The following is a 6,000-nucleotide window of genomic DNA, read 5'->3' as shown; positions in this document are numbered from 1 at the left end:
GCTCTGGCGGGGGGGCGCCCCCCCCCGCGGGGGGGGGGGGGGGGCGGGGGGCCCGCCCGCCCCCCCCCCCCGGGGGGGGGCCCGGGGGGGGGGGCCCCCCGGGCGGGGGGCGGGGGCCCCCCCCCACGTCGTTGTGCCCGGAAGAGACCTGAAGGCGAGCGACAGGGGGTTCTCATGGGCCGCGTGGTATTGGAGCGTTTTCCGGCGGGAAGTCCGAGGGGGAGCTGGCCCGCCGAGGAGTACGCGGCGCAGCGGACGCGCGAGGGCGTTCCGGCGGAGGTGGTGATGGACCTGGCCAGTGACGCGTTCCTGGTCGTGATCCGGCAACGGGAGGCGCATTCCGGTCACTGACCGGCGCCGGCGCGTCCGGTGGCTGCACGGCCCTTGGCGCCGGCGCCCCGCAGCCGCACACTGACCCGATGACGCAGCGTGTGGACCTGGCGACCGTGATGGACCGTCTCGCCATCGACGAGGTGGTCTCGGAGTACGCGGTGGCCGTCGACGACGGGGACTGGGACGCCTACCGCGCCCTGTTCACGCCGGGGGGACGGGCCGACTACAGCTCGGCCGGCGGGGCCGAGGGCCCGGCCGCGGAGGTCGCCGACTGGCTCGCGCGGACGATGGAGCTCTTCCCGGTGCGCCAGCACCTGATCGTGAACCGGCTGATCCGGCTGGAGGACCGGGGCGGGTATCCCGGGGACTCGGCGCGGGTACGGGCGGACTTCCTGAACCCGATGCGGCTGGCCGGTGCCGGCGACCGCGGCACCTCCCCCAACTTCGTCGCCGCCGGGCGGTACGCCTTCTCGCTGGCCCGCACCCCGGACGGCTGGCGGCTCACGCGGGTCACGGTCCACGAGAAGTGGCGTCACGTAGCGGCCTGAGGCCGCGCCCGGCCGAGGGCGGTCCCACACTGGAAGCGGAGGCGCGTCATGCTGCTCGCGAAGCGGACCCGATGGTGGCGTGCGGCGGGCGCCGTGGCCGCCGGGGCGCTGCCCTGTCTCGCGTTTCCGGCGCCGGGGCTGTGGTGGTTCGCGTACGTCGCCCTCGTGCCGTGGATGCTGCTGCTGCGCTCCGCGCCCACCGGGCGGCGGGCCGCGCTGGAGGGCTGGCTGGGGGGTGCGGGGTTCATCGTGGCGGTGCACCACTGGCTGCTGCCGAGCCTGCACGTGTTCCTGATCCCCGTCGCCGTGCTGCTGGGGCTGCTCTGGGTGCCCTGGGCCCTGCTGGTGCGGGAGTTGCTCGGCGGGGTGCCGGGCCCGCGGCGGGCGGCGGCCGGGCTGGTCCTCGTACCGGCGGGGTGGCTGCTGTCGGAGCTGGCCCGGTCCTGGCAGGGGCTGGGCGGGCCGTGGGGGCTGCTGGGGGCGAGTCAGTGGCAGGTGCCGCCGGCGCTGCGGCTGGCCTCGGTGGGCGGGGTGTGGCTGGTGAGCCTGCTGGTGGTGGCGGTGAACTGTGCGGTGGTGCTGCTGGTCGCGGCGCCCCGGGCGCGGGTTCCGGCGGTGGCCTCGCTGGCGGGGGGTGCGGTGCTCACGGGGGTGGTGTGGCTGTGGCTGCCGCGCCCCGAGGTGTCGGGCGGGGTGCGCGTGGCCGTCGTGCAGCCGGGCCCGGTGGGCGGGGCGGACAGCGCGGAGCGGCGGTTCGCGGTGGAGGAGGGGCTGACGCGGACCCTGGCGGGGGCGCGGCCGGACCTGGTGGTGTGGGGGGAGAGCGGCGTCGGCGCGGACCTGGCGTCGCGGCCCGACCTGTCCCGGCGGCTGGCGGCCCTGTCCGCGGAGCTGGGGGCCCCGTTGCTGGTCAACGTGGACGCCCGGCGCTCGGACCGGCCCGGGATCTACAAGAGTTCGGTGCTGGTCGGCCCGGAGGGCCCCACCGGCGACCGGTACGACAAGATGCGGCTGGTCCCCTTCGGCGAGTACGTGCCGGCCCGCTCGCTGCTGGGCTGGGCCACATCGGTCGGCAGGGCGGCCAGCGAGGACCGGATGCGCGGCGCGGCCCCTGTGGTCGTGGACCTGCCCGGCGGGGTGCGGCTGGGTCCGCTGGTGTGCTTCGAGTCGGCCTTTCCCGACATGAGCCGGCACCTGGTCCGCGCGGGCGCCGGGGTACTCGTCGCGCAATCGGCGACCTCGACCTTCCAGGACAGCTGGGCACCGGCCCAGCACGCCTCCCTGGCGGCCCTGCGCGCCGCCGAGACGGGCCGCCCGGTGGTGCACGCGACCCTGACCGGCGTCAGCGCCGTCCACGGGCCGTCCGGCGAGCGGATCGGGGCCGCCCTGCCCACCTCGGCGAGCACGGCGGTCGCGTACGAGGTGCCGCTCGCCCGCGGCACGACCCTCTTCGTCCGCTTCGGGAACTGGCCGGCGGGCGCCTGTCTGGCCGCGCTGGCGGTGTACTGCGCGGCCGGGGCGGTGCGGGCGGTCAGGCGGCCCGGGAGGCCTGCTCCAGAGCCGTCAGCACCACCCGCTCGCACAGCTCGTGGGTGAGCAGGGCGTCCCGGGCGCTGAGCACCTTGCCGGCCGCCACGGCCTCCAGGAAGGTGTCCACGACCTGCTCGATGCCGCGCTGACGCGCGACGGGGACCCAGTCCCCGCGGCGGCGCACGGTGGGCTGGCCACGGTGGTCGACGACCTCGGCGAGGTTGACGACCTGGCGCTTGGAGTCCTGGCCGGACACCTCCAGGACCTCCTCGGCCGACCCGGACCGGCGGTTCATGATGCCCAGGGCGGTGAAGCCGTCGCCGGACATCTGGAGCACCACCTGCGACATCAGTCCCTCGCGCACCACGGCCCGTACGTCGATGTGGTCGGCCTCCGCGGGGAGCAGGAAGCGCAGGGTGTCGACGACGTGGATGAAGTCGTCGAGGACCAGGGTGCGCGGGTCCTCGGGGAGCCCGACCCGGTTCTTCTGCATGACGATCAGGTCGCGCGGGTGGTCGGCGCACAGCGTGTAGCCGGGGGCGTGGCGGCGGTTGAAGCCGACGAAGAGGCTCACCCCGAGCTTCTCGGCACGCTCGACCAGGCGCCGGGAGTCCGCCAGCTCGTAGGCCAGCGGCTTGTCCACGTAGGTCGCCACGCCCGCTTCCAGCAGCCGCTCCACGATCTGCGGGTGGGTGTCCGTCGGGGCGTGCACGAAGGCGGCGTCGAGGCCCTCGGCGAGCAGTGAGTCCAGCGTGGTGTGGCGGCGCTCCGGCGGGACGCGGTGGACGTCTGCGATCCGCTCGAGGGTGGCCGGGGTGCGGGTCTGCAGGTGCAGCTCCAGCCCGGGCCGGGTGGTGAGGACGGGCAGGTACGCCTTCTGCGCGATGTCGCCGAGTCCGATGACGCCGACCTTCACCAGGAGCCTCCTGTGTGTGCCTTGGGGACAGCCGCAGCTTAATCCCTGGTGGGAGGCGGCGCGTTCGTCCAGGATGTGGACCATGACGTCGAACGGACCGCACCGCCCCGAACCCTCCACCACCGCCGGCGAGCGCGAGATGCTGGAGGGCTGGCTCGATTACCACCGCTCCACCCTGGCCTGGAAGTGCGAGGGGCTCTCCGAGGAGCAGTTGCGCCTCACCCCGCTCCGGCCTTCCGCGCTGAGTCTGCTGGGCCTCGTACGGCACATGGCGGAGGTGGAGCGGTACTGGTTCCGGGAGATCACCCTGGGCGAGGACCTGCCCGAGCTGTACAGCACCCGCGAAAACGTGGACGGGGACTTCGAGTTCACCGACGGGGACACCTGGGCCTCGGCCGAGCAGGTCTGGCGGACCGAGACCGACCTGGCGCGGCGGGCGGCGGCGGGCCGCTCCCTGGACGCGGTGTCGGACGCCGCCAGCCACCACCGCGGCGAGGTCTTCAGCCTGCGCTGGGTGTACACCCACATGATCGAGGAGTACGCCCGTCACAACGGGCACGCGGACCTGCTGCGCGAGCACATCGACGGCGCCACCGGCGAGTAGCGCTGTCCGCCGGTCGCCCCTCCGCGTCACCCGTGCGGGGTGAATATCGGCTCCCGGTTATCGCAACGGGGTCGCCGCACAGCAGAGTTGCGTGGGTGCACCCCACCCGAACCTCGACGAAGCTGCTCCTCGGAGCCGCCTGTGCCGTCTCGGCCGTCTCCGGCTGCGTGAACGTGAACCCCTCCCCCACCGGCCCGGCGGCGGCCCCCGGCGGACCGCCGCCCCGGCACGAGCCGCGCGGCGGGCCGGGGGCGCTGCCCGTGGTCGTCCAGGCGCCCGCCCTGGAGGCGCTGAGGGCGGTACCGGGGGAGGGCGCCCGCCCGTCGGCCCCGACGGCCGCGGGGCGGGGCTCGGCGCGCACCGTACCGGGGCCGCGTACGGAGCCCCGGGAGGCCGCACCGGCCGCACCCGCGGTACCCGACATCCCGGAGCCGGCCGAGCCGCCGGGGCGCGCCCGGGGCGGTGCGGCGGGCCGTCCGCCCGCCCCGGGGCGGGAGGGGCGGCTGCCGCCCGGGCTGGTGCGGGAGCTGCCGGTCCGGCCCGCCGACGTGTGCGCGCTGGGCCGCCGGCACGGGGACTGGGATCCGGACGGTCCGGAGGCCCGGATCTGCGCGGGCGTCGAGGGCGGCTGAAGCGGACCCGGCCCCCCGCGGCCGTCACACCCCGTCGGGGGCCGCTGGACCGGGCCTACGCCTGCCCGGGGAAGGGGCGGGGCCCCGGGCCCCCCTCGGTCTCCAGCCGGCGCTCCAGGCGGGCGATGGCGGCCCGTACGCCGTTGCCGTACCCGTCGTCGGACAGCGCTCGGGTGGCGGCCCGGGCCCGCGCGAGGTGGGCCCGGGCCTCCTCGGGCCGGCGCAGTTTGGCGTAGTCGGCCGCGAGGCTGAGGTGCAGCGACGGGTAGAACCCCCGCACGGCGGGGTGCGGGTCGGTGCGCCCGGGGAGCGTCTCTCCCGGCCGCTCGCCGAGTCCGTCGGCGGCGGTCAGCGCCCGCAGGTCCCAGGCCAGTTCGTCGGCGGGGTCGTCCTGCGCGTCGGCCAGGTAGTGCGCGAGCGTGCAGCGGTGCAGGGAGTCGCCCTCCTCGCCGATCTCGGACCAGATCTCGCCGAGCCGGTTGCGGGCCTCCTCGCGGTCTCCGGCGTGCAGCAGGATGACGGCCTGGCCGATCCTGGTCATGACGGCGTCCTCCGACGCCTCCTGCTGCTGCTCCGTCAACGGGGCCTCCGGCTCGCTCCGCCGGACCGGTTCCGGTCCGATCATCAAGAAGCTAACCGGCGGCACCGGATCTGGCGCCGAGGCGCGGTGTGGTGTCAGCCGAGGTCCGGGATCCGCCAGTCGATCGGCTCATGGCCCTGGGCGGCGACCGCCTCGTTGATCTGCGTGAAGGGACGGGAGCCGAAGAACTTCTTCGCCGACAGCGGCGAGGGGTGGGCGCCCTTGACGATCACGTGCCGCTCCTCGTCGATGAGCGGGATCTTCTTCTGGGCGTAGGCGCCCCAGAGCACGAAGACGACCGGGTCGGGGCGATCGGACACGGCCCGGATCACGGCGTCGGTGAACTTCTCCCAGCCCTTGCCCTTGTGCGAGTTGGGCTCGGCCTCGCGGACGGTGAGGACGGCGTTGAGCAGCAGGACGCCCTGCTCGGCCCACGGCATCAGGTACCCGTTGTCCGGGACCGGCAGGCCGAGCTCCTCCTTCATCTCCTTGTAGATGTTGCGCAGGGAGGGCGGGGTCTTGACGCCGGGGCGCACGGAGAAGCAGAGGCCGTGTCCCTGGCCGGCGCCGTGGTAAGGGTCCTGGCCGAGGACCAGGACCTTCACCTTGTCGAACGGCGTGGCCTCCAGGGCCGCGAAGACCTGTTCGCGGGGCGGGTAGACCGGCCCGTTCGCCCGCTCCTTCTCGACGAACTCGGTGAGTTCCCTGAAGTAGGGCTGGTCCAGCTCCCCGCCGAGGACGGGGAGCCAGGACTCGGGCAGCATCTGGGTCACGTCGACAACCTCCGGTACAAGTTCGTGCAACTGCTCTGAACCTACCGGGGACCACTGACAACGCCGCCATCCGGGCGCCCCGCC

At 75.0% G+C, this 6,000-nt stretch carries 8 protein-coding genes; 5 read left to right on the top strand and 3 right to left on the bottom strand.

All coding sequences use genetic code 11. From position 1 onward, the window contains the following. The first annotated feature begins 183 nt into the window (after nucleotides 1-183). The 3 genes from ACFY7H_RS32540 (at nucleotide 184) to lnt (ending at nucleotide 2,477) form a co-directional block, all read left to right on the top strand. Nucleotides 184-351: a hypothetical protein gene (locus tag ACFY7H_RS32540; RefSeq protein WP_388945831.1), complete on the top strand. Its 168-nt coding sequence runs from the start codon at nucleotides 184-186 to the stop codon at nucleotides 349-351. A 68-nt stretch (nucleotides 352-419) separates the two neighbouring features. Next, on the top strand, nucleotides 420-881 hold the full coding sequence (locus tag ACFY7H_RS32535; RefSeq protein WP_388945825.1) for a nuclear transport factor 2 family protein: 462 nt from the start codon (nucleotides 420-422) through the stop codon (nucleotides 879-881). Between the two features lie 48 nt (nucleotides 882-929). Continuing rightward, nucleotides 930-2,477 (top strand): apolipoprotein N-acyltransferase, encoded by a 1,548-nt coding sequence (lnt, locus tag ACFY7H_RS32530; protein WP_388945822.1) that lies wholly within the window; start codon nucleotides 930-932, stop codon nucleotides 2,475-2,477. On the opposite strand, the gene ACFY7H_RS32525 is transcribed toward lnt, so the two are convergent. After that, nucleotides 2,413-3,327 carry a Gfo/Idh/MocA family protein gene (locus tag ACFY7H_RS32525; protein ID WP_388945819.1) on the bottom strand — a complete coding sequence of 305 codons (915 nt, stop codon included), beginning with the start codon at nucleotides 3,325-3,327 and terminating at the stop codon, nucleotides 2,413-2,415. The genes lnt and ACFY7H_RS32525 overlap by 65 nt on opposite strands. A gap of 82 nt (nucleotides 3,328-3,409) precedes the next feature. On the opposite strand from ACFY7H_RS32525, the gene ACFY7H_RS32520 reads away from it, so the two are divergent. Then, the gene (locus ACFY7H_RS32520; protein WP_388945817.1) at nucleotides 3,410-3,931 is read left to right on the top strand and encodes a DinB family protein; all 522 of its coding nucleotides are present in this window, start codon (nucleotides 3,410-3,412) and stop codon (nucleotides 3,929-3,931) included. A gap of 95 nt (nucleotides 3,932-4,026) precedes the next feature. Further along, nucleotides 4,027-4,563, top strand: coding sequence for a hypothetical protein (locus ACFY7H_RS32515; RefSeq protein WP_388945815.1), 537 nt, complete (start codon nucleotides 4,027-4,029; stop codon nucleotides 4,561-4,563). A 55-nt stretch (nucleotides 4,564-4,618) separates the two neighbouring features. Here ACFY7H_RS32515 and ACFY7H_RS32510 read toward each other — a convergent pair whose 3' ends face one another. Both ACFY7H_RS32510 and ACFY7H_RS32505 read right to left on the bottom strand, forming a co-directional pair. Further along, nucleotides 4,619-5,188 carry a hypothetical protein gene (locus tag ACFY7H_RS32510; RefSeq protein ID WP_388945813.1) on the bottom strand — a complete coding sequence of 190 codons (570 nt, stop codon included), beginning with the start codon at nucleotides 5,186-5,188 and terminating at the stop codon, nucleotides 4,619-4,621. A gap of 50 nt (nucleotides 5,189-5,238) precedes the next feature. Continuing rightward, nucleotides 5,239-5,907, bottom strand: coding sequence for a uracil-DNA glycosylase (locus ACFY7H_RS32505; protein ID WP_388945828.1), 669 nt, complete (start codon nucleotides 5,905-5,907; stop codon nucleotides 5,239-5,241). Nucleotides 5,908-6,000 lie beyond the last annotated feature (93 nt).

Origin of the sequence: Streptomyces sp. NPDC012794 (assembly GCF_042901085.1) — a bacterium.
Classification (GTDB): domain Bacteria; phylum Actinomycetota; class Actinomycetes; order Streptomycetales; family Streptomycetaceae; genus Streptomyces.
The sequence above is the reverse complement of the archived record's forward strand: the minus strand, read 5'-3'. Positions and strand labels throughout refer to the sequence as shown.

Excerpts from the sequence above, each read along its gene's own strand:
- lnt (WP_388945822.1), top strand. The coding sequence starts at position 930 with ATGCTGCTCGCGAAGCGGACCCGATGGTGGCGTGCGGCGGGCGCCGTG.
- ACFY7H_RS32505 (WP_388945828.1), bottom strand. The coding sequence starts at position 5,907 with ATGCTGCCCGAGTCCTGGCTCCCCGTCCTCGGCGGGGAGCTGGACCAG.
- ACFY7H_RS32535 (WP_388945825.1), top strand. The coding sequence starts at position 420 with ATGACGCAGCGTGTGGACCTGGCGACCGTGATGGACCGTCTCGCCATC.
- ACFY7H_RS32520 (WP_388945817.1), top strand. The coding sequence starts at position 3,410 with ATGACGTCGAACGGACCGCACCGCCCCGAACCCTCCACCACCGCCGGC.
- ACFY7H_RS32510 (WP_388945813.1), bottom strand. The coding sequence starts at position 5,188 with ATGATCGGACCGGAACCGGTCCGGCGGAGCGAGCCGGAGGCCCCGTTG.